This window comes from Aeromonas sp. 25-AL00135, assembly GCF_054052385.1.
In genome coordinates this window covers 1-21,950 of sequence record NZ_JBSTYQ010000015.1, presented here as the reverse complement: position 1 = coordinate 21,950, position 21,950 = coordinate 1, and the positions used below count along the sequence as shown (strand labels likewise).

At 61.3% G+C, this 21,950-nt stretch carries 17 protein-coding genes and 1 rRNA gene; 4 read left to right on the top strand and 14 right to left on the bottom strand.

The genetic code is table 11. From position 1 onward, the window contains the following. Positions 1 to 79 precede the first annotated feature (79 nt). From cueR to rph, 4 genes are all read right to left on the bottom strand, one after another. Positions 80 to 469, bottom strand: a complete 390-nt coding sequence (gene cueR, locus ACW5XC_RS14610; RefSeq protein ID WP_005356117.1) for a Cu(I)-responsive transcriptional regulator — start codon at positions 467 to 469, stop codon at positions 80 to 82. Beyond that, on the bottom strand, positions 470 to 2,899 hold the full coding sequence (locus ACW5XC_RS14605; RefSeq protein ID WP_042055358.1) for a heavy metal translocating P-type ATPase: 2,430 nt from the start codon (positions 2,897 to 2,899) through the stop codon (positions 470 to 472). Positions 2,900 to 3,079: 180 nt separating this feature from the next. Further along, positions 3,080 to 3,733 (bottom strand): orotate phosphoribosyltransferase, encoded by a 654-nt coding sequence (gene pyrE, locus ACW5XC_RS14600; RefSeq protein ID WP_010676102.1) that lies wholly within the window; start codon positions 3,731 to 3,733, stop codon positions 3,080 to 3,082. A 75-nt stretch (positions 3,734 to 3,808) separates the two neighbouring features. Next, positions 3,809 to 4,525, bottom strand: a complete 717-nt coding sequence (gene rph / locus ACW5XC_RS14595; protein ID WP_005339589.1) for a ribonuclease PH — start codon at positions 4,523 to 4,525, stop codon at positions 3,809 to 3,811. Between the two features lie 147 nt (positions 4,526 to 4,672). Here rph and ACW5XC_RS14590 point away from each other — a divergent pair, with 147 nt between their 5' ends. Next, positions 4,673 to 5,536, top strand: a complete 864-nt coding sequence (locus ACW5XC_RS14590) for a YicC/YloC family endoribonuclease (protein ID WP_042055361.1) — start codon at positions 4,673 to 4,675, stop codon at positions 5,534 to 5,536. 113 nt (positions 5,537 to 5,649) lie between these two features. On the opposite strand, the gene ACW5XC_RS14585 is transcribed toward ACW5XC_RS14590, so the two are convergent. After that, on the bottom strand, positions 5,650 to 6,555 hold the full coding sequence (locus tag ACW5XC_RS14585) for a LysR substrate-binding domain-containing protein (RefSeq protein ID WP_042055364.1): 906 nt from the start codon (positions 6,553 to 6,555) through the stop codon (positions 5,650 to 5,652). A gap of 120 nt (positions 6,556 to 6,675) precedes the next feature. On the opposite strand from ACW5XC_RS14585, the gene ACW5XC_RS14580 reads away from it, so the two are divergent. Both ACW5XC_RS14580 and fghA read left to right on the top strand, forming a co-directional pair. Continuing rightward, positions 6,676 to 7,803 carry an S-(hydroxymethyl)glutathione dehydrogenase/class III alcohol dehydrogenase gene (locus ACW5XC_RS14580; RefSeq protein WP_042055367.1) on the top strand — a complete coding sequence of 376 codons (1,128 nt, stop codon included), beginning with the start codon at positions 6,676 to 6,678 and terminating at the stop codon, positions 7,801 to 7,803. 48 nt (positions 7,804 to 7,851) lie between these two features. Next, positions 7,852 to 8,688 (top strand): S-formylglutathione hydrolase, encoded by an 837-nt coding sequence (gene fghA, locus ACW5XC_RS14575; protein ID WP_042055369.1) that lies wholly within the window; start codon positions 7,852 to 7,854, stop codon positions 8,686 to 8,688. 50 nt (positions 8,689 to 8,738) lie between these two features. On the opposite strand, the gene ACW5XC_RS14570 is transcribed toward fghA, so the two are convergent. Then, a complete protein-coding gene (locus ACW5XC_RS14570; RefSeq protein ID WP_042055372.1) occupies positions 8,739 to 9,461 on the bottom strand; it encodes a head GIN domain-containing protein in 723 nt (240 codons plus the stop codon). Positions 9,462 to 9,824: 363 nt separating this feature from the next. Here ACW5XC_RS14570 and ovoA point away from each other — a divergent pair, with 363 nt between their 5' ends. Then, positions 9,825 to 11,975 (top strand): 5-histidylcysteine sulfoxide synthase, encoded by a 2,151-nt coding sequence (gene ovoA, locus ACW5XC_RS14565; protein ID WP_042055375.1) that lies wholly within the window; start codon positions 9,825 to 9,827, stop codon positions 11,973 to 11,975. A 79-nt stretch (positions 11,976 to 12,054) separates the two neighbouring features. On the opposite strand, the gene ACW5XC_RS14560 is transcribed toward ovoA, so the two are convergent. The 8 genes from ACW5XC_RS14560 to rrf all read right to left on the bottom strand — a co-directional run. Then, positions 12,055 to 13,005, bottom strand: a complete 951-nt coding sequence (locus ACW5XC_RS14560) for a bile acid:sodium symporter family protein (RefSeq protein ID WP_042055377.1) — start codon at positions 13,003 to 13,005, stop codon at positions 12,055 to 12,057. Positions 13,006 to 13,298: 293 nt separating this feature from the next. After that, the gene (locus ACW5XC_RS14555) at positions 13,299 to 14,744 is read right to left on the bottom strand and encodes an amino acid permease (RefSeq protein ID WP_042055380.1); all 1,446 of its coding nucleotides are present in this window, start codon (positions 14,742 to 14,744) and stop codon (positions 13,299 to 13,301) included. A 166-nt stretch (positions 14,745 to 14,910) separates the two neighbouring features. Next, the gene (locus tag ACW5XC_RS14550; protein ID WP_005342042.1) at positions 14,911 to 15,249 is read right to left on the bottom strand and encodes a tRNA-binding protein; all 339 of its coding nucleotides are present in this window, start codon (positions 15,247 to 15,249) and stop codon (positions 14,911 to 14,913) included. 76 nt (positions 15,250 to 15,325) lie between these two features. Further along, positions 15,326 to 16,771 carry an amino acid permease gene (locus tag ACW5XC_RS14545; protein ID WP_042055383.1) on the bottom strand — a complete coding sequence of 482 codons (1,446 nt, stop codon included), beginning with the start codon at positions 16,769 to 16,771 and terminating at the stop codon, positions 15,326 to 15,328. Positions 16,772 to 16,874: 103 nt separating this feature from the next. Beyond that, positions 16,875 to 17,330 (bottom strand): beta-galactosidase subunit beta, encoded by a 456-nt coding sequence (locus ACW5XC_RS14540; protein WP_042055386.1) that lies wholly within the window; start codon positions 17,328 to 17,330, stop codon positions 16,875 to 16,877. Further along, positions 17,327 to 20,401: a beta-galactosidase subunit alpha gene (ebgA, locus tag ACW5XC_RS14535; RefSeq protein WP_042055388.1), complete on the bottom strand. Its 3,075-nt coding sequence runs from the start codon at positions 20,399 to 20,401 to the stop codon at positions 17,327 to 17,329. Before ebgA ends, ACW5XC_RS14540 begins: the two co-directional genes overlap by 4 nt. 321 nt (positions 20,402 to 20,722) lie before the next feature. Further along, entirely contained in the window at positions 20,723 to 21,688 is a 966-nt protein-coding gene (gene ebgR, locus ACW5XC_RS14530; protein ID WP_005342046.1) for a transcriptional regulator EbgR, read from the bottom strand. Positions 21,689 to 21,853: 165 nt separating this feature from the next. Beyond that, positions 21,854 to 21,950 (bottom strand): 5S ribosomal RNA (gene rrf, locus ACW5XC_RS14525); the annotation flags it as partial.

The window sequence follows — 21,950 nt, the reverse complement described above, 5'->3', positions numbered from 1 at the left end:
CCGCAACAATAAAGCGCCGCTTATTAAGAAGTTAATCAATCAATAACGATTTCTTCTGCGCTGGCAGGTGAGTCCTTGCTCACCCCTTCTCCAATTCGTCGAGGATCGGGCACTCGGGATTTTCATCCCCGTGGCAGCAGCAAACCAACCCTTCCAGGGAGGTAAGCATGGCCTGCAAACCGGCAATGCGGGCGCGCAGATCGACGATCTTCTCCTGCGCCAGCTTCTTCACCTGGGCGCTGGTTCTGTGTTCGTCCCGATAGAGCGCCAGCAGCTCCTGACACTCTTCCAGATTGAAGCCGGTCTCCCGCGCCCGCTTGACGAAACGCAGCTCCCGCAGCGCCCCCTCGGTGTAACTGCGATAGCCGTTGTCACTGCGTACCGGGGCTGTAATGAGGCCAATGCTCTCGTAATAACGGATGGTCTTGGCGGTCAGCCCAGTGGCCTTGGCAACCTTGCTGATGTTCATTTATGCCTCCTTACTGATCGGGTTGGATGCTGGCCCGTGCGCCGCCCTGGGCTGCCAGCGTTTCAATAACAGGGAATTGCTCAAAACGGTAATGCTGCTCAGGGCCATGGCCGCCCCCGCCAGCTCGGGGCTCAGGTAGCCCAGCGCCGCCAGCGGAATGCCGATGATGTTGAACACGAAGGCCCAGAACAGATTCTGCTGGATAGTGCGCCAGGTCGCCGCCGAGATATCGATGGCATCGGCCACCAACCGCGGGTCAGATCGCATCAGGGTGATGGAGGCGGTCTCCATCGCCACATCGGAGCCGGAGCCCATGGCGATACCGACATCCGCCGCCGCCAGCGCCGGGGCGTCGTTCACCCCGTCCCCCACCATGGCCACCAGCCCATGGGTTTGCGCCCGCAACGCCTCCACTTTCTCCACCTTGCCCGCAGGCAGCACGGAGTCAAAGGCCCCGTCCAGTCCCAGCTTGGCGGCAATATGGGCCACCGGCGCCGGTGCATCGCCGCTCACCAGCCAGCTGGCGATGCCGCGCTGGCGCAGGGTGGCGATGGCTTCCGGGCTCTCGGGGCGCAGGGTATCGGCCAAAGCCGCTATGCCAGCCACAGCACCGTCGATGGCAACCCAAACCCGGGTCGCCCCATCGGCGGCTTGTTCATCCTGTTGCGGCGGTTCAATGCCGAGCTGGGCCAGCAGGGAGCCATTACCGATGGCGACTGTGTGACCCGCTACCTGACCGACAATACCGGCACCGACCCGCACTTCCACCGCCTCCGGCTGAGGCAGTGCCACCCCGCTGCCGACCGCCTCGCGTATGGCCAGCGCCAGCGGGTGTTCACTCGCCTGCTGCAGGGCGGCAGCGAGGCGCAGCTGCTCGTCGTTGCCACTCCAGCTGGCCAGCACCGGCCGGCCCTGGGTCAGGGTGCCGGTCTTGTCGAAGATAAGCGCCTTGATGGCGTGGGCCCTCTGCAGGGTATCCACATCCTTGATCAGAATGCCGTGGCGCGCCGCCACGCCGGTACCGGTGACGATGGCCGCAGGCGTTGCCAGCCCCAGCGCACAGGGGCAGGCGATCACCAGCACCGCTACCGCCGCCAGCAGCGCCTGACCGAAGTCGTTGCTGATGGCGTACCACACCAGCAGGGTGAAAAAGGCGATGGCCATCACCACCGGTACGAACACGGCAGAGACCTTGTCCACCAGCTGTTGCAGCGGGGCCTTGCCCATCTGGGCGCTCTCCACCAGCGCGATGATCTTGTTGAGGCTGGAGTCCTCCCCCACTGTCGTGGCTTCGATCTCCAGCACGCCGGAGCGGTTGATGGCACCGCCCAGCACCTTGCCGCCCACACTGCTCGGCACCGGCAGGCTCTCGCCGGTGAGGATCGATTCGTCCAGTTCGCTGGCGCCGCTCACGATTCTGCCATCCACCGGCACCCGCTCACCCACCAGCACCCGCAGCCGATCGCCACGTAGCACCTCGTCGATAGCGACGCTCTGCCAACTCTCGCCACGCCAGACGGTGGCAGTTTCCGGTCGCAGCGCCATCAGTTCGCGAATGGCGGACTGGGTGCTGCGTCTGGCCCGTGCCTCCAGCAACTTGCCGAGAGAAATCAGGGTGATGATGATGGCGCTCGCCTCGAAATAGAGCTTGCCGCTGGCAGCCATCCCCAGCGTCAACAACAGATAGAGGCTGTAGAAGTAGGCCGCACTGGTGCCGGTGGCCACCAGCACATCCATATTGGCTGCGCGGTTCTTGATGGCGAGCCAGGCGCCGCGATAGAAACGGGCCCCGATCCAGAACTGCACCGGGGTGGCGAGCACCAGCTCCAGCCATGCGGGCAGATGCCAGGGGAACAACCCGGCCATGGCCAGCATCCCCACCAGCAGCGGTAGCGTCAGCAAAGCCGAGACGATGACCCGGGTTTGCGCCTGACGGGCGCTGGCGGCCTCCTGCGCTTCCCGCTCCAGCAACTGCTGGCGGCGGCCGCTGGCCGAGCCTTGCGCCAACTGGGCACCAAAGCCGAGCGCCTCGATCTGCTCGCGCAAAGCGGCCGGGGTCTGCATCCCGGGCACCAGCACGATCCGGGCCTGTTCAATGGAGAAATTGACCTCGGCGGAGATAACGCCGGGCAGCGCGGCCAGCATCTTGTTCAGTCGAGCCGAACAACCTGCACAAGTCATACCGGTAATTTGAAACAAAAAGGTCTCGCTACCGTAGTCATAACCCTGACTCTTGATGCTGTCGAGCACCGCAGGCAGACGGTCGGGGCTGGCCAGCTCGATGGCCGCCTGCTCCAGCGCGAAGTTGACGGTGGCCGATACCCCGTCGAGTTTGTTGAGACTGGCCGCGATACGGCCTGCGCAGTTGGCACAGCTCATGCCGCTGAGCGGCAACTGCAGATGAATCGGTGATTGAAGATGAGTGGTCATGTTGTTCCTCCCCGGAACCCGTCGGCACCACAAAACGCCGACTGGCAAACCCTAACCTTTACTGTAAGGGCAAGCTCAAGCCACATGATCCACTTTTTGCAGATGAAAAAAAACGGCGCCCGTTTGCTGCCAGAGAGCAAACGGGCGCCGCATTCAGCTATTGCGCGGTGTGAGCGGAGCTCAGATACCGTACTGGGCGCGGTAAGCCTTCATAGCCGCCAGTTGCGCCGCCAGCTCCGGCTGCTCGGCCTGTTTCTCTTCCAGATACTGGATCAAGTCGCTCATTTGGATGATGGCGATGATGTGGGCGCCGTAGTCACGCTCCACCTCCTGAATGGCGGAGAGCTCGCCCTTGCCCTTCTCCTGACGATCCAGCGCGATCAGCACGCCCGCCAGCGAGGCGCCGTTGGCCTGGATCAGATCCATGGATTCACGGATGGCGGTGCCGGCGGTGATGACATCGTCCACCAGCATGATGCGCCCCTTGAGCGGACTACCCACCAGATTGCCGCCCTCGCCATGATCCTTGGCCTCCTTGCGGTTGAAGCACCAGGGCACATCCACGTCATGCTGCTCCACCAACTGCACCGCGGTGGCGGAGGCGATGGGGATCCCTTTGTAGGCCGGGCCAAACAGTACATCGAACTCGATACCGGCATCCATCAGGGCGGCGGCATAGAAGCGGCCGAGACGGGCCAGATCGCGACCGCTGTTGAACAGACCGGCGTTGAAGAAGTAGGGGCTTTTACGACCGGATTTCAGGGTAAATTCACCGAATTTGAGAACCTGTTTCTCCAGGGCGAACTCGATAAATTGACGCTGGTAGGCTTTCATTCTGGCTCCTTGCTTGGCTTGTCGTTGTCTTGTGTGGGGGTATAAAAAAACGCGGTCAATGCCGCGTTTTTAAAATCAGGAGAGCGACTGCTTCTGCAGCGCAATGATGTCGGCGATGCCGCCCTTGGCGAGCGCCAGCATCTCCAGCAACTCTTCATGGGTGAAGGGCTCGGCCTCCGCGGTGCCCTGCACCTCGATGATGCGACCATCTTCGGTCATCACCACGTTCATGTCGGTCTCGGCGGCGGAGTCTTCGATGTACTCCAGATCGCAGATGGCTTCACCCTGATACATGCCGACGGAGACGGCGGCGATCATCTGCTTGAGCGGGCTCTGCTTGATCATGCCCTTCTCGACCATCCAGTTCAGCGCATCCACCAGCGCCACGCAGGCACCGGTAATAGAAGCGGTGCGAGTGCCGCCATCGGCTTGCAGCACGTCACAGTCAACGGTGATGGAGTGCTCGCCCAGCGCAGTCAGGTCTACCGCGGCGCGCAGGGAGCGGGCGATCAGACGGGAGATCTCCAGGGTGCGGCCACTCTGCTTGCCGGAGGCCGCTTCGCGGTTCATCCGGGAGTGGGTGGAGCGCGGCAGCATGCCGTATTCGGCAGTCACCCAGCCCTGATTCTTCCCTTTCAGGAAGCGCGGCACGCTGGTGTCGACGCTGGCGGTGCAAAGCACGCGAGTGTTACCGAACTCCACCAGCACTGAGCCTTCTGCATGTTTGGTGAAATTGCGGGTAATGGTAACCGGGCGAAGTTGCGCGGCACTGCGATCGCTTGGACGTGACATGGAACGGACCTCTGGGCTGGCTCAAATTGGCGGGGGATTATAAGTGATCCCGCCCCAAATATCAGCCGCTAAAACCACGGCATCGGCTGACGAGCAGGGCCGGGCTGAGTATACTGGCCGCACACTTCATCAAGCCCGGAACAATCAATGATTCACAGCATGACCGCCTACGCCCGCAAGGAATTCAAGGGCGACTGGGGCACAGCCGTTTGGGAAATTCGTTCGGTAAACCAGCGCTATCTGGAAACCTACATTCGCCTGCCGGAGCAACTGCGCAGCCTGGAGCCGGTACTGCGTGAGCGTTTCCGCGCCAAGCTGCAGCGCGGCAAGGTGGAGTGCAACCTGCGTTTTGAAGCCGCTCAGGCCGCTGCCAGCCAACTCCATATCAATGAAGAGCTGGCCAAGCTGATCATCGACAGTGCCAACTGGGTAATGAAAGAAGCAGGCCAGGGCCAGCTCAACCCGGTCGACGTACTGCGTTGGCCGGGCGTCATGGCTGCCGCCGAACAGGACATGGACGCGGTCGCCACCGAGCTGCTCGGCGGTTTTGACCAGACCATGGAAGATTTCCTCGCCTCCCGCGCCAGCGAAGGGGCCAACCTCAAGGCGCTGATCGAACAGCGTCTGGCCGGCATTCAGGTCGAAGTGAAGAAGGTGCGCGTCCACCTGCCGCAGATCATCGAGTGGCAGCGCCAGAAGCTCACCGACCGGCTGGCCGAAGCCAAGGTTGAGCTGGATCCGGCCCGCATCGAGCAGGAGATCGTGCTGCTGGCCCAGAAGATCGACGTAGCCGAAGAGCTGGATCGTCTGGAGATGCACATCAGCGAGACCAACAAGATCATGAAGAAGGGTGGCGCCTGCGGCCGTCGTCTCGACTTTATGATGCAGGAGTTCAACCGCGAGTCGAACACGCTTGGTTCAAAGTCGATCAACGCCGAAGTGACCCAGTCCGCCGTCGAGCTGAAAGTCCTCATCGAGCAGATGCGCGAGCAAATTCAGAACATCGAGTGATGGATCGCTGACTATCCGGTTGTTACCTGCAAAAGAGCCCTTGATTCCTCAAGGGCTCTTTTATTTTCAGGCCATGGGGTTTGACGCCTGTAAGCCAACGAGCAAGAGAAGCCCTAGCCTATCGGCATCACCAGCGCCGGTTGGTGCGGGTCGCTCAGCCGCTCGGCCAGATAATCCACCAGCAGTCGCACCTTGGGGGAGAGGTGGCGGTTGTGGGGATAGAGGGCCCAGATCCCCTCGGCCGGAGCCCGCAGTTCGGGCAGCAGCTCGATCAATTCGCCTCGGGCCAGATGGTCGCTCACGTAGTAGTCCGGCAGCTGGATAATGCCGATCCCCTTGAGCGCCGCATCCAGCAGGGCGTGGCCACTGTTGCACTGCAGCAAGCCACGCACCCGCACGCTGTGGGGGCGACCGTCCAGAGTGAAGTGCCACTCGTCGCTGTTGCCCACCAGACAGGTGTGGCGAGTCAGCTCGGAGAGGCTGTTGGGCATGCCGTGGCGGGCGGTGTAAGCCGGTGAGGCGCAGACATAGGGCACCCGCTGTGCCAGCTTGCGCGCCACCAGCGTCGAATCCTTGAGATGGCCGAGCCGCAGCGCCAGATCGTAGCCTTCGTGCACCAAATCCAGCAGCTGGTTGGTGAGGTTGAGGGTCACCTCCAGCTGGGGGAAACGCACCATGAAGTCGTTCACCAGCGGGGCGATGCGGCTCTCGCCGTAGGAGACTGGGGCCGTGATGCGCAGGGTGCCTTGCGGCACCGCCTGATGACGCCCCACCGCCAGCTCCGCTTCGTAGAGGTTGTCGAGCAGCTGACGGCAGTGGCGATAGTAGATCTCGCCAAGCTCGGTGAGCCGCACCTGACGGGTGGTGCGCAGCAGCAGCTTGGCCTGCAGCCGATCCTCCAACTGTGCCACCTGACGGCTCACTTGCGCCACCGACACCCCCAGCTTGCGCGCCGCCGGGGTAAAGCCCCCCTGCTCCGCCACGCTGACAAACTCACAGATCCCTTCCCAGCCGAACATTATTACCTGTGTGTAAAAGTGATTTGAGATTTGCCCTCATTATCACCAAATCAGCGGGAAACTACACTGAATGTCCGAACTCATCTCTGTTCACCCTGCTCAACAAGAAGGATGTCATTCATGGCACAGGTTCAAAGCATCAAGTGTAAAGCCGCCATCGCCTGGGGCCCGGGTCAGCCCCTCTCCATCGAAGAGGTGGAAGTCATGCCGCCACAAGCGGGCGAGGTGCGGGTGCGCATCGTCGCCACCGGCGTCTGCCATACCGATGCCTTCACTCTCTCCGGTGAGGATCCGGAAGGGGTCTTCCCCTGCATTCTCGGTCACGAGGGGGGCGGCATCGTCGAATCGGTCGGCGAGGGCGTCACCAGCGTCAAAGTGGGGGATCATGTGATCCCGCTCTACACCCCCGAGTGCGGCGAGTGCAAATTCTGCAAATCCGGCAAGACCAACCTCTGCCAGAAGATCCGCAGCACCCAGGGCAAGGGGCTGATGCCGGACGGCACCACCCGCTTCTCGAAAGATGGCCAGCCCATCTATCACTACATGGGCACCTCCACCTTCAGCGAATACACGGTACTGCCGGAGATCTCCATCGCCAGGGTGGACCCGGCCGCCCCGCTGGAAGAGGTCTGCCTGCTCGGCTGCGGCGTCACCACCGGCATCGGCGCCGTGATGAACACCGCCAAGGTGAAGGAAGGTGAGAGCGTCGCCATCTTCGGGCTGGGTGGCATCGGCCTCTCCGCAGTGATCGGTGCCCGTCTGGCCAAGGCCGGTCGCATCATCGCCATCGATATCAACGAGAGCAAATTCGAACTGGCCCGCAAGCTGGGCGCCACCGACTGCATCAACCCGAACGACTACGACAAACCGATTCAGGAGGTGATCGTCGAGCTGACCGACGGCGGCGTCGACTTCTCCTTCGAGTGCATCGGCAACGTCAAGGTAATGCGTGCGGCGCTGGAGTGCTGCCACAAGGGGTGGGGTGAATCGGTCATTATCGGCGTCGCCGGAGCGGGTCAGGAGATCAGCACCCGTCCGTTCCAGCTGGTGACCGGTCGGGTCTGGCGCGGCAGCGCCTTCGGCGGGGTTCGCGGTCGCAGCGAACTGCCGAGCTATGTGCAGCGCTACATGCAGGGCGAGTTCCGCCTCGATGACTTCATCACCCACACCATGGGGCTTGAGCAGATCAACGACGCATTCGATCTGATGCACCAAGGCAAGAGCATCCGCACCGTCATCCACTACTGAGCATGATCACCCCGCCCGCCACTGCGAGCGGGGTGCAGGAGTCCTTCGATGAATCTGGAGATTATCAGCAGCAACAAGAGCTTCGGCGGCTGGCACAAGCGCTATCGCCACAGCGCCAGCGTGCTCGGCTGCGAGATGAATTTTGCCATCTATCTGCCGCCTCAGGCCCTCACCGGCCAGAAGGTGCCCGTGCTCTACTGGCTCAGCGGCCTCACCTGCACCGATGAAAACTTCATGCAGAAGGCGGGTGCCCAGCGCATTGCCGCCGAGCTCGGCATCGCCCTGGTGGCGCCGGACACCAGCCCCCGCGGCGACGGCGTAGCCGACGATCCCGGTTATGACCTCGGCATGGGAGCAGGCTTTTACGTCAATGCCAGCCAGAGCCCCTGGCAGGCGCACTACCAGATGTATGACTACGTCACCCGCGAGCTGCCTGACTTGATCGAGACCCACTTCCCGGTCTCGACCCGACGCGCCATCAGTGGCCACTCCATGGGCGGTCACGGAGCGCTGATCGCCGCGTTGCGAGAACCCAGTCGCTATCGCTCGGTGTCGGCGTTCAGCCCGATCTGCCACCCGAGCCGCTGCCCCTGGGGCCAGAAGGCGCTCGGCGCCTACCTCGGCAGCAATCCTCTGCTGTGGCAGGAGTGGGATGCCTGCCAGCTGCTGCGCCACCAGCCGGTTACACCGCTACCGACCTTGGTAGATGTGGGGCTGGATGATCCCTTCCTCGCCGAGCAGTTGCATATCGATGCGCTGGCCGAAGTTGCCGCCAGCAAGGAGTGGCCGCTGGAGCTCAACCGCCACGAGGGCTATGACCACAGCTACTACTTCGTGGCGAGCTTTATCGAGGCGCACCTGCGCTTTCACGCCCGCCACCTCTGATCAACACAGGCCCGTTGCGGGCCTGTTTCAGTTGTGGTGATCGGTTGGCTTCAGCTGCCCGCTCGTGTCACTCCGCCGGAGCCTGCGATCTGCTGCTCCACCTTGGGATCGCCCCAGTAGGCGATGTTGCCTGAACCGGCGATGCCGACTTTCAGCGTCTCCTGCGCCCGCACCGCCACATCACCGCTGCCGGCGATATTGACCTCTACCTCGTTGCCGCGCATCCCGCTCCCGAGCACATCGCCAGCACCGGCAATGTTCAGCTCGATGGCCTGTGCCGAACCGCTGCCCAGCTCCAGACTGCCGGTGCCAGCAATATTCCCTTCCAGCCGTTTCAGCTCCAGCTGACTGGCGACGATGTCACCGGTACCGGCCACCGACAGCACCAACGAATCCCCCTTGAAGCCGCTCAGATCGCCGTTGCCGGTCCCGGCCAATGCCAGTTCGTTCAACACCGGCAAGGTGATGGTCAGCTCCAGCGGCTCGGTAGGATCGAGCCGGTAACCCTCCTTCACCTCGATCTCCAGCTTGTCGCCGCTCTCGGTCAGCTCCAGATAGGGCAGCAGGTTCTCCTGCCCCTTGATCAGGATACCGCGCGGCTCCCCCGCAACCAGATGGAGGGTGGCAGGCACCCCCGCCAGCACCCGGGTCACCCCGTCACCAAGCGCCTGCTGGCGCTCGACCACAGCTCCCGTTCCGGTCACTCTGGTCTGATCCAGCCAGTGACAACCACTGAGCCCTGCCATCAACATGACAACCATCATCCATTTCATCGCTACTCTCCTCCTTATGTGTTGGCCATCCAGGGCCAATTGGTTTTCATGCTCTGCAAAGCGTGAGCCAAAAATTAACCTAATGATTCAAAAGGAAATAACCATTTCAACCAGAACAGACAGAAGAATCAAGAGAGCCATTTAGACCATATTTTGGTGAAAATAACCATTCTCGAACGGATATGATTGTGGCTGATTGGCGGGTCGTCCTGCCGGTCACTATGCTGACAGCCCGTGGAAGTTTTTAATTGTCCTGCCGGTCTGTTGAGCCAATAGTGGTACTTCGTGCGTACCAAGCTCTCCATTGCGGTAATGTCATTACCACTGTCTTGTCAGTCTTCACTGCCAACAAGGAGTCAGAGCGTGACCCAAGCAAGCCCTCTCTATGCCACCGCCACCGGTCTGCCGGAACCGACTCGCCCCCCGTTGCTGACCGGCAGCGATCCCGAGCAGAAACGGCGCGAGCTGCTCGCCTACTTCTGCCAGACCTTCGATCTCTACGACTCGCTGTTCGACTGTCTGGCCGATGAGCGGGCCTGGTTCAACAAGGCGATCCCCCTGCGCCACCCGCTCATCTTCTACTACGGCCACACCGCTGCCTTCTTCATCAACAAGCTGCTGGCGGCGCGCCTGATCGATCAGCGGCTGGATGCCCGCATCGAGGCCATGGTCGCCATCGGGGTGGACGAGATGAGCTGGGATGATCTGGACGAAACCCACTACGACTGGCCCAAGGTCACCGAGCTGCGCAGCTATCGGGCCAAAGTCCGTTCGCTGGTGTGCGACTTCATCCGCCAGATGCCGCTCACCCTGCCCATCGACTGGCAGAGCCCGGCCTGGGTGATCCTGATGGGGATAGAGCACGAGCGCATCCACCTCGAGACCTCCAGTGTGCTGATCCGCCAGTTGCCGCTCGCCTGGGTGCGGCCGCAGCCTTATTGGCCCGCCTGCCCCGAAGCCCGCCACCGCATTGACCTGGTGCCAGCCAACAGCCTGCTGCCGGTGGCCGGCGGCAAGGTGCGCCTTGGCAAGCGGGACGCCACCTACGGCTGGGACAACGAATATGGCGAGCGCCAGATCGAGCTGGTCCCGTTTCAGGCCAGCCGCATGCTGGTAAGCAATGCCGAGTACCTCGCCTTCGTCCAGGCGGGCGGCTACGGCCAGCAACAGTGGTGGGATGAGGAAGGCTGGGGTTGGTGTCAGTATGCCAAGGCGCAGATGCCCACCTTCTGGGTGGGTGATTCTACCAAGCCCGAACAACTGCAGCTGCGGCTGATGACCGAGCAGGTCCCTATGCCCTGGGACTGGCCAGTCGAGGTAAACCAGCTGGAGGCGGCTGCCTTCTGTCGCTGGCAGGCGGCCCGGACCGGACTCCCCATCCAGCTGCCGAGCGAGGCGGAATGGATGCTGCTGCGCGAGCAAGTTCCCGGCGATCAGCCGGACTGGACACAGGCCCCCGGCAATATCAATCTGGCCCGTTTTGCCTCCTCCTGCCCGGTGGATGCCTGCCCGCAAGGGGAGTTCTTCGATCTGGTGGGCAATGTCTGGCAGTGGACCAGCACCGCCATCGATGGTTTTGACGGCTTTAAAATCCACCCGCTCTACGACGACTTCTCCACCCCCACCTTTGATGGCAAGCACACCCTGATCAAGGGTGGCAGCTGGATCAGCACGGGCAACGAAGCGCTCAAATCATCCCGTTACGCCTTCCGGCGTCACTTCTTCCAGCATGCGGGTTTCCGCTATCTGGTCTCCCGTTATCAGGAACCCGTTATCGTGAATCCCTATGAAACCGACACGCTCGTCGCTCAGTACCTCGACTTCCAGTACGGCCCGAGCCACTTCGGGGTAGCCAACTACGCCAAGACGCTTGCTGATCTTGCAGGCGAGCTGTGCAGCAACCACCAGCGGGCGCTGGATATCGGCTGTGCCACCGGCCGCGCCAGCTTCGAACTGGCTCGCCACTTCCAGCATGTGGACGGGGTGGACTACTCGGCCCGCTTCATCGATGTGGCGCTGGCCCTCGCCAGCCAGGACAGCTTCCGCTACGCCATTCCGCTGGAGGGTGAACTGGTGGAGTATTGCGAGGCACGCCTGTCGAGCCACGGATTGGGGGCGAGTCAGGCTGAGCGCATCCACTTCAGTCAGGGGGATGCCTGCAACCTCAAGCCCAAATATGACCACTACGATCTGGTGCTCGCCTCCAACCTCATCGACCGACTGCGGGAGCCCGCCCGCTTCCTGCGGGATATCGCACCCCGACTGCGCAGCGGTGGCCTGCTTGTGCTCACCAGCCCCTATACCTGGCTGGCGGAATATACTCCGCCCGCCAACTGGCTCGGCGGCATTCGTGAAAACGGCGAGGCGCTTACCACCTATCAGGCGCTGCAACGGCTGCTGGCGGCGGAGTTCGAGGAGCACTGCCCGCCCCGGGATGTGCCCTTCGTCATCCGCGAGACCGCCCGCAAATACCAGCATACGGTGGCGCAGCTGACCGTCTGGCGCAAACGCTAGCACGCCGGTCGGCATGCAGATGAGAAGAGGGAGGCCAACGGGCCTCCCTCTTGTTATGGCTGTCAAAACGGCGCGAGTATCAATGCCCCTGCTCGTGATAGCGGCGCGCCAGCACGGCGCAGACCATCAGCTGGATCTGGTGGAAGATCATCAGCGGCAGCACCATCACCCCGACGCTGGCGGCCGAGAACATGACGTTGGCCATCGGTACCCCGTTGGCCAGACTCTTTTTCGAGCCGCAGAAAACGATGGTGATCTCGTCTGCCTTGTCGAAGCCGAGGCGACGGCTGATCCAGACGTTCCAGCTGAGCACCAGCGCCAGCAAGACGCAGCTCAGCAGCACAATACTGGCCAGATCGTACCAACTTACTTGACGCCAAATCCCCTGCACCACCGCCTCGCTGAAGGCGACGTAGACCACCAGCAGGATGGAGCTCTGATCCAGCTTGCCGATGAGCGGGCGGTGGCTATCGACCCAGCGACCAATGAGCGGACGCGACAGGTGGCCGACCACGAACGGCAGCATCAGCTGCATCATGATGGACTGGATGGAGTGCCAGGTGTCGATCCCCTCCCCCTGCACGTGGATCATCATCCCCACCAGCACCGGCGAGAGGAAGATGCCGAGGATGCTGGAGGCCGAGGCGCTGCACACCGCCGCCGACACATTGCCCCCCGCCATCGAGGTAAAGGCGATAGCCGACTGCACGGTGGCTGGCAAAGCGCAGAGATAGAGGAAGCCGAGGTAGATAGCCGGGCTCAACCAGCTCGGTACCAGCGGAGTGAGCAGCAGCCCGAGCAGCGGAAACAGCACGAAGGTGCTGAGCATCACCACCAGATGCAGCCGCCAGTGGCCCAGCCCCGCCAGCAGGTTCTGGCGCGACAGCTTGGCGCCATGCATGAAGAACAGGAGCGCCACCGCCAGCTTGGTCAGCAGACCGAACCAGACGGCTGTCTGCCCCGCGCAGGGAAAGAGGGAGGCCAGGGTGACCACCGCAATCAGCACAACAGTAAAGGGATCCAGACGCACGAAAGGTCTCCATCAGAAGGGCATCCTGCAGCCATGGCGGCAGTCAGGATTGGGGAGGACAAGAAACAGAGCGGGAGATGTCTGGCACCTCCCGCTAAAACGAACCTCCAGCTTACCCCGATAACGGAGAGGCGCAACGTTGTGCTGCGGTTAATTGTTCATCAATGCTTAACGCCTTTGCTTTGTCGAATAACGGAAGTTGATGACCCGCGGCCAGATAGCGCCAAACCGGAGCTAAATGGATAAAAAAACGGGCGACCAAGGCCGCCCGTTCCGTTTTTTCACTCAGCCGATCAGCGCTGGCTGGCCAGCGTGCCGTTGCCGCTTTTCTTCTCATTGCCGGCGAGCTTGCGGGTCTGCCGCTTCTCGAAGCGGGAGATCCACCAGTAGGCCAGCGCCGAGAAGACCGCGGTCATAAAGACGTTGATAAAGAAGGCGCGCACCAGATCCACCCCGGCCGGGAAGGCGGAGGCACTCATGCTCACCACGAAGATGGCGATCAGCACCGACACCACGCCCATCCCGAACTTGCGCGACCCCATGCGGAAGTCGCGGGGGGTGTCGTCATGTTTCCAGCGGAACACGAAGTAGGCCACCATGATGAAGATCGGCGGCAACATGGCGGTGCCGGCGGTGAGGTTGATGGCGGTGTTCATCATCTGCTGCACCGACTCGGAGCCGAAGCCGTTGACCACCAGCATCGCGAACACGAAGACAAACTGCCACCAGGCGGCGCGCACCGGCACGCCGTGCTCGTTGAGCTGGGTGGTCTTCTCGCCGTAAACCCCCTGCGGGATCTCGGAGAAGTGGATCTTCACCGGCGCCGAGGTCCACATCATCATGGAACCGAACATGGCGATAAACAGCACCACGCCGACGAAGCGGCCCACCAGTGCCTCGGAGAGCCCGAAGTACTGGGCCATGCCGGTGAAGATCTCCACCATGCCGCCGGCATAGGTGAGGCTCTCGCGCGGCACGAACACGTTCACCAACAGGGAACCGACCGCATACATGGCACCGATGACGATACCCGCACTGATGATCACCTTGATGAAGGACTTCTGGCCGCCCTTCACGTCATTGAGGTAGGCCGCGGCGGTCTCGGCACCGCCCGCCGCCTGGAAGATCCAGCACATGATGCCGAGGGTCGCCCAGTTGACGGTGGGAGTCATCGCCTCTAGCGTGATGGGCTGGGCCGGCACATGATCGCCACTCAGAGCCATCAGGGCACCCAGCACATAGATGGCGAACAGGGCAAACACCCCGTAGGCCACGATCTCGGCAATCTTGCCAAGCCAGCTCGCCCCCTTGGTGGAGATGTGGGTCGCCGCCGCAAACAGCACGATGGAGATGATCGAGGTGACCATGGGCGAGAAGCTGTACTCATAGCCCAGCATGGCGTAGGAGGCGTAGGCGATGACGTTGGGCAGCAGGGAGACGAACCAGAACAGGTTCACGAACCAGTAGAGAAACGACCCCAGATAGGCCATCCGGGTGCCGAGCGGCTTTTTCAGCCAGTCGTACATCCCCGACTCGGAGTTTTTGTTGGCCGAGACGAACTCGGCGATGATGAAGACGAACGGGATGAAGTAGACGATGGTCGCCAGCAGGAAGATAGGGGCGGAGCTGAGCCCCAGCTCGATATTGTTGTTGACGATGTTACGCACGTTGAACACGGCGGCAAAGGTCATCGACAACAGGGCAAACTTGCCTATGGTGCCGCGTACGGATTCAGACATGGTGTCCTCCAGTGGACTCGCGCTCCCTGCGGGTAACGCGGTGACTCTGTGATGTGTTCGGCAAGGGTCTGTCGGCCCCGCGCTTTACTCTCTTGTTATGATCGGGCCGCGTGCACGGCCTCGTTGCTGAACCGGTACCGTCTCCCGCACCGGCTCGCAATACCATTCAGACGATCGGAGTGCCCGGCGCCATCGGCACCCGCGGTTGCAACAGCACGCTCTGGCTCTCGTCCGGGGTCTCAGCGCACAGCAACATGCACTCGGATCGCTCGCCGCGCATCTTGGTGGGCTTGAGGTTGGTCAGCACCACCACCTCGCTGCCCATCAGCTCCTCTTCGCTGTAGTAAGGCACCAGACTGGTGACGGTCTGCAGCGGCCGCTCGCCACCCACGTCGATCTGGACGATGTAGAGTTTGTCGGCCCCGGGGTGACGCACCACCTCCAGCACCTTGCCCACCTTCATCTCGACCCGCTTGAATTCGGCAAACTCGATCGTCTCGCTCATGCTCTTTTCCTTTTCTGGTTCAACGGTTTGCGGGTGGCCAACGGCCACCCGGTTTGATTGGGATTCAATGCCGTGCCTATGGCGTCTGCATGGCAACCTGTGCTGTCGGCTGGGCCTCTTTGGCACGCGCTTCGGCGCTGAGGGAGGCCTCGTATCTGTTGTATTTCCACCAGGCGAAGCCAAGGAAGATCACGATCCCGCCGACGTTGTAGAAGATGATGGTCATGATGTCGGCACCGGTCGGGAAGGTGGAGGCGAGGAAGCCCACCGAGAAAATGGCGATCAGCACCGACACCACGGCGATACCGGTGGTGCGCGAACCCATCCTGAACTCCCGCGGCAGGTGGTCGAGCTTCAGCCGCAGATTGAGGTAGGCCAGCATGATGAACAGCGGCGGCAGCATGGAAGCGGCGGCGGTCATGTTGATGACGGTGTTCATCAGATCCTGCGCGGTGTTGGAGCCCAGAGTCGGGATCACCATCAGCGGCAGCACGATGAGGTACTGGATCCAGGCTGCGCGAGCGGGCACGCCGTTCTCGTTCAGCTCGACCGTCTTCTTGCCGAAGATACCGGCCGGGATCTCGGAGAAGAAGATTTTCACCGGGGTCGCGGTCCACATCAGCAGGGAGCCGAACATGGCGGTGAAGGAGACCAGCCCGACGAAGCGGTTCATCAGGATCTCCGGCAGGCCGAAGTAGGCTGCCAGCCCCTCGAACACCTGCACCGAGCCGCCGGTGTATTTCAGGGTGTCGCTGTGGACGAACACGTTGATCAACAGCGATGCAATGGAGTAGAGCACGCCGATAAAGATCCCGGCGACGATGATCACCTTCACGAAGGACTTGGAGCCACCTTTCACGTCATTGACGTAGACCGCCACCGACTCGGCGCCACCGGCTGCCATAAAGATCCAGGTTGTGATGCCGAGGAAGGCCCAGCTGAAATCGGGGACCATGGCCTCTACCGTGATGGGGTCAGCCGGTTGCACGCCACCCACCAGTGCCGCACCCGCCAGCAGAATGTAGGAGAGGGTCAGCAGCAGCATCAGGGACGAGGTCACCGAGGTGATGGGGCCGAGCATCTTGGCGCCGTTGGTGGAGACGTAGGTGGCAAAGGCAAACAGCACCATGCTCAATGCCGTGGTCGCCACCGGAGTGAGAATGTACTCGTAGCCGAGAAAGGCATAGGAGGCGTAGGCGATGACCCTCGGCAGCAAGGAGGTGAAGAAGAAGAGGTTCACGAACCAGTAGGTGTAGGCGGAGATAAAGGCCCAGCGACCGCCGAGGGAACTCTTCACCCAGGCATACACCCCCGCTTCGGAGTTCTTATTCAGTGACACAAATTCCGCAATGATCAGGCAAAACGGAATGAAGTAGAAAATGGTGGCCAGAAAGAACATCGGGGCCGAGGCCAGACCGATCTCGATGTTGTTGTTGATGACGTTGTTGAAGCTGAATACCGCCGCGAAGGTGAGCGACAGCAGACCAAACTTGCCTATCGTATTGCGTTTGGAATCAGACATGGTGCATCTCCAGACCTGTAGTTATTGCCGCGAAAGAGCGGGGCATGGGTTGTAGGGTGAGCCCCGCCCTTCCGGCTTTTATCAGTGCAGAATCGGCGGCTTGTTATTTGTTCTTGAAGTAGCCGCCTTCGACGGTGACCTTGATGATCACCTTGCGCACCGGCCCGTCGCCGACGAAACGGTAAGCCTCGTCGTTCTCGAAGATCACCACCTGCCCGTTGCCCACCTGCTGGCGCTCACGCACCTCACCGGCCAGCCACTCGCGGTCGGTGGTGTCGTCATAAGCCTGCTCGACCGCCAGCTCCGATTTGGGGGCCCACTCCACCGTCTCTGCTCCTTCCAGGTAGTAATGGACGTCGAAGTAGCGGCGCTGCCCCTCGAACAGTGAGGTGGCCGGGCTGGCCCCCTCCTGCAAGCGGTAGGTGAGGGAGTCACCGATGGAGTGGCAGATGCCGGGCTTGAGGTTCGGCAGGTTGTTGATGGCCTCCACGCAGCGGCCCCACTTCTTGCCCTCCCGGTAGATGTTTTTGAACAGGGTCAGGTTGTCCAGGGTGATCATGCGAGGTTCCTCCCGCCGTTGATGGTGAGATCGAGCCCGGCCAGCGCAGCCGGATTGAGGTTGCCACGGGCGATGGGCAGCAGGGTCAGGCCGAAGCTGAATGGCTCGAAGCGCACCCGCCAGGAGTCCAGCACCTCGGAGCCCCAGGAGTTGGAGCCGAGCCCCAGTACCTTGTGATCCAGATTGAGGGTGAGATAACCGCTCGGTTCCAGCTCGTTGATGTGCTGCGCCGCGTGGATATGCTCCCAGCTGTAGGGCCAGACGCTCAGGTTGATGGGGGCATCGGGTCGCACGTAGAGACCGGCGCCGTGACGGTTGGTCAGGGTCGCCCAGCGCACCTGCTGGCGGTTGCCGTTGTCCTGCGGGAAGGGGTAGTGCTCCCACATCTCGCCCACAGTGCTCTGGAAGCTGTCGATCCAGTTGCTCTGGCGGCTGTCCTGATAGTTTTCGCCCGGCCCCATGCCGTAGTAGTGCACCCGGTCGAGATCCTGACGAATGCCCAGCTCGAAGCCGATCTTGGGGATGATGTCGTCATAACCGCCGTAGGGCTGACCGGACAGTGCCACGTGCAGCTGACCGTTCGGGCTCAGGGTGTAGACGTAGCGGCAGCGCATGCCGAAGTCGAACACCGGCGGCGCGATCAGGCTCTCGACCGTCACCTCGACCGCCTCACCCAGCTGGCGCCAGCTCAGAGTGCGGAAGTGCTCCTGCATGATCTGCAGGTGGTTCGGGTGCCACAGGCTCTCGTACTCCTGCTTGTGGTTGTCGATCATCGGCTTGAAGAAGGTAAGACGCGGCACCCGCTCGATAAGCTCATTGCCATCCTGCTGCCAGCTCACCAGCTTGCCGTCGAGGCGCGAGAAGCGCAGGGCGAAGCCGCTGCCGCTCAAGGTCAGCGCGAGCCGCTCGTCGGCAATCTGCAACGGAGTGGCGTTGGGATTGGCAAAGGGCTGCAGCTGGCGAGTCGACTCTTTCAGCCGGAACTGGTACTGGCCCAGCTCGTGCTCCGCCGCGCTGTAGCGGGTGGCGGTGGCCTTGATGACCCGCAGCTGGACGAAGGTTTCCCGCCCATCGAGCGTGGGCAATTCGAGTTGCAGCTCTGTGGTGGCACCGGGGGCAATCCCTTCCAACCGGATTTGCTGGCTGGCCAGCAGTTCGCCCTCGGCCTTCACTTCGACCAGTAGGCGGATGTCGTCGAGAGTGGAGAACCAGTAGCGGTTTTCCACTGCCAGCTTGCCGCTCGCCAGATCCAGAGCCCGCACCTTGACCGGGCAGATCACCTGTTTGTATTCGCGCAGGCCCGGCCCCGGGGTTTGATCCGGATAGATGAGGCCATCCATGCAGAAGTTGTAGTTGTTGGGGTAGTCGCCGTAGTCGCCGCCGTACTTGTAAACGGGGCGTCCCTGCTCGTCCTGATCCAGAATGCCGTGATCGCACCACTCCCAGATGTAGTGGCCTTGAATGTGGGGATGACGGTCGAACACCTGCTGATATTCGCTGAGGCCACCCGGGCCGTTGCCCATGGCGTGGGCGTACTCGCAGAGGATGCGCGGCTTCTCCATCGGGAACTCGCCGAAGCAGTTCATCTGGGAGACGCGCGAATACATGGTGCTCACCACATCCACCACCTCGGCATCGCGATCCTCTTCGTAATGCACCAGCCGGGTCGGGTCGATCGCCTTGCAGCGCTGGTACATGGCTCTGATGTTGCAGCCGTAGCCGGACTCGTTGCCGAGCGACCAGATGATGATGGAGGGGTGGTTCTTCTGGGCGTGCACGTGGCGCTCGATGCGATCCACGAACACCGGCTCCCAGAAGGGGTCATCGGTGATGCGGCTGAGATCGCCAACGTTGGCAAAACCGTGGGTCTCCACGTCGGTCTCCGCCATCACGAACAGGCCGTACTGGTCGCACAGCTCGTAGAAGCGCGGGTCGTTCGGGTAGTGGGCAGTGCGCACCGAATTGAGGTTGTGCTGCTTCATCAGCACGATATCGCGCTCCACCCGATCCATGCCGACCGCGCGGCTCTTGAGGTGGTCGTTGTCGTGGCGGTTCACCCCGTGCAGCTTGAGGTAGTGGCCGTTGACGTAGAAGAGGCCATCCTTGACCTTGATTTCACGCACCCCGACCCGCTGCGGGATCACTTCCAGCAGCTCGCCCTGACCGTTGTAGAGGGAGAGTTGCAGCTGATAGAGGTAAGGATCTTCGGCGCTCCACAGATGGGGGTTGGCCAGATCCAGCGTGAAGCGGCAGTCACACTTGCCGTCGATGGCGAGATGGTCGAGCGAGCCGCTGGCGATCTCGCTACCCTGATCCAGCAGCGACCAGACCAGACGGTGATCTCGGGCAGCCGACCCCAGATTTTCCAGCTGGATATCGCAGCTCAGGGTAGCGCTCTGGTTATCATCAGCCAGCGCGGTGCGGATGAAGAAGTCCTGCACATGGGCGGCCGGTTTGCCCACCAGGTAGACGTCGCGGAAGATCCCCGCCATCCACCACATGTCCTGATCTTCGATATAGGTGGAGTCAGCCCACTGCATCACCCGCACCGACAGCAGGTTCTCGCCAACCTTGGCGTAGGCACTGATATCGAACTCGGCGGTGAGGCGGCTCCCCTTGCTGAAGCCGACATAGTGGCCGTTCACATAGACCTCGAAGTAGGTTTCTACCCCGTCAAACTTGATGATCACCTGCTCCCCATCCCAGGCCGGGCTCAGCGTGAAGCTGCGCTGATAGGCGCCGGTGGGGTTGTTGGTCGGCACGAAGGGCACGTCGATGGGGAAGGGAAAGCCTTCGTCGGTGTACTGCAGCTGGCCGTGCCCTTCCATCTGCCACATGTTGGGCACGGTGATCTGGCCCCACTCGCTCATGGGGCTGTGATAGAAGGCCTCCGGCACCTGCAGGGGGTGGTCGAAGTAGTGGAACTGCCACTGGCCGCCAAGGCTCAGAAAACGGCGGCTCAGCTCGCGCTGCATGGTGGCCGCCAGCACGTGGTCGGCATAAGAGAAGAAGTAGGCACGCGGGGCCAGCCTGTTTTCACCAACGAATTGGACGTTTTCCCAGTTATTCACATGTCCTCCCGGAACAAGGCAACGTTAACTGGGTAAACTCTAGATAAACATTTACTAAATATCAGCTTTAGGTTGGTAAAGTTTTAACCTGATCACAATGAACAGATGGTTTTGTGAGCGAGATCAGAAGCGGGAGATAAAGGAGGGCAAGATATGGATGAGTGGCATGGATGTTGATAAGAGTTGGCTGATTAGCAATAAAATCAATTATAAAACAATATGATATGAAGTTACTGGATGATATGGGAAAGAGGTTTGCTTGGGAGAGGTGTCGCACCACCGCAAGATGGCGCGACTAAAAAGCAGAATTTTTTACTAAAATCAGCGAGTGGTGCCACGCAGGGTCAACTTGCTCGGTACCAGCACCCGAAGGGGAATATCCCGCTCGTCTCGCAGCCGCTCAACCAGCAAATTGACCCCCTGGGAGCCCATCAACTCGGAGTGGATCCGCACTGTAGAGAGCGGCGGGAAGGTGAACTTGGCGGTTGGAATATCGTTGACGCTGATAAGCTCAATTTGCTGGGGAATCGCCAGTCCCTTCTCATGAATGGCACGCAGCACGCCAATGGCGATGGAGTCGGAGGCAACGAACAGCGCCTTGGGCCAATCCCCTGCCAGCATCTCCTTCGCCAACTGGTAGCCGGAAGCGCTGGAGAAATCTCCACGATAGAGGTCGCTCTCCTGCACCACCCCCAGCCGCTGGCCATAATCCCGGAAGGCCAGTTCGCGCAGATCCGGATTCTCATCCTGGCCACCGATATAACCGATACGCTGGTGCCCCTGCGCGATGAAGTAATCGACTACCTGCTGGCTGATCAGGGCGAGATCCACATCGACCGAGTCGAACTCTCCCTGTGAACGGCAGTCGACAAACACCAGCTGGCTGGAACAAGCCCTTAGCTGGACGAGACGCTCGGCTGTGAGGGTACCGACCACCAGAATGCCATCCACGGCGCTCAGTTCGCGCCCTTCACCGCAGTTGTAGAGATGGGTCAGTTCGATATTGAGGCGGGCACTCTGGGTCTCGATACCATAACGGATAGCGAGATAGTAAGGGTCGTTGACCTCGGTACTCTGGGGATAGGCATAGACCACCAGAAAGTGCAGCTTGCTCTTGTGTACCCCCTTGCGGGCGCTGCTGGTCTTGTACTCCAGCCGTTCGGCAATCTCGAAGATCCGCTGCTTGGTCTCTTCCTTGACGCTCAGGCTGGGATCCTCGTTCAGTACCCGGGATACCGTGGCGAGAGAAACCCCCGCTTCCTGTGCAATTTCCTTCAACGTAGCCATCAATACCTCGCTGGCAGCATCACGTGTTAATCGGCAACGGCTAAAGAGTAACGGGCAATCCCTTGATAGCCCAGCACTTTTACTAAAATCCCGGTGGCATGGCAGATTTTTGGAACGCAGAAATGCAAAAAGGCCTCCCGAATGGGAGGCCTCTTCTAAATAGGTGCCTGACAGTGTCCTACTCTCGCATGGCGAATGCCACACTACCATCGGCGCTACCGCGTTTCACTTCTGAGTTCGGCATGGGATCAGGTGGTTCCAC